At 59.1% G+C, this 848-nt stretch carries 1 pseudogene; it reads left to right on the top strand.

Going from position 1 to position 848, the window contains the following annotated elements:
• A pseudogene (locus AC04SG_RS32840) lies at window positions 1–848 on the top strand (Ulp1 family isopeptidase); the annotation flags it as partial.

Genomic DNA, 848 nt, shown 5'->3' with positions numbered 1-848 from the left:
GTTTTGATAGGGCGGAGCAAGGAGCCTCTTTATTCCGAGGATGCTCGCCTTATTTCGGGACTTGAGAAGGCCCTCCGCGACAGCAATGCCGCCAACACCGCCAAGGCCTATGTACATTCTCTTCGCAGTTTCGGGCGCTGGCTCTTTGCAAATAACAAAGACCCGATTGCTGCTCGGCTCAACGACCAGTCGCTGACCGATGATGTGCGCGAGGCCATCGAAACGGGTCATAATGGGAGACTCCGTCCGACAATGGACCATCTCCGGACCTTCCAGTCGACGGGCGGAGTCGTGCCGATCACAGGTCGCCCTGAGCTTAATCCTCACCCCCAGGACGGGGCTCTCATCAAAGAGTACAAAAAGGAAGCAGGGACATCGACCGGCAGGGTGTATGCAACTGTTCTTCGCGGTTTCAGTGACTACCTGCGTAAAAACAACAAGCCGGGCATTGCTGGTCGGCTTTCCGGCACGTCGTTGGACAGCGATGTGAAGAGCTATAGGAAGGGCGGCGGTGATGAGCATATCGGTGCCGCACTGGCTGATCTTCGAAAATCGCAGGCAGGCGCTGAAGCGATGGGGCTCGAGCGCCATATTCTCCCCGTTCCTGATCCCGAAAACGCGATCCGGATGGAGCCGATGCCCGTCGGCGGCGCCGCTGCGCAGCACAGCGCGTCGCAGGGCGCGAGCAGATGGCCAGATGAGCTGCCTCCTGTGGAAAGCTACGACCAGGATTTGCTTTGGGAGATGATGGACAAACCCGGCCCGTCGTCATCTCAGCCAGCCGCGCGCCATGACCAGTCATCGGATCCCCGAGAGTCCATTCGTCACTTGAACTGGGGCTACGACCC

This window comes from Mesorhizobium sp. CNPSo 4684 (genome assembly GCF_057784315.1).
This window is presented reverse-complemented; position numbering and strand designations above follow the sequence as displayed.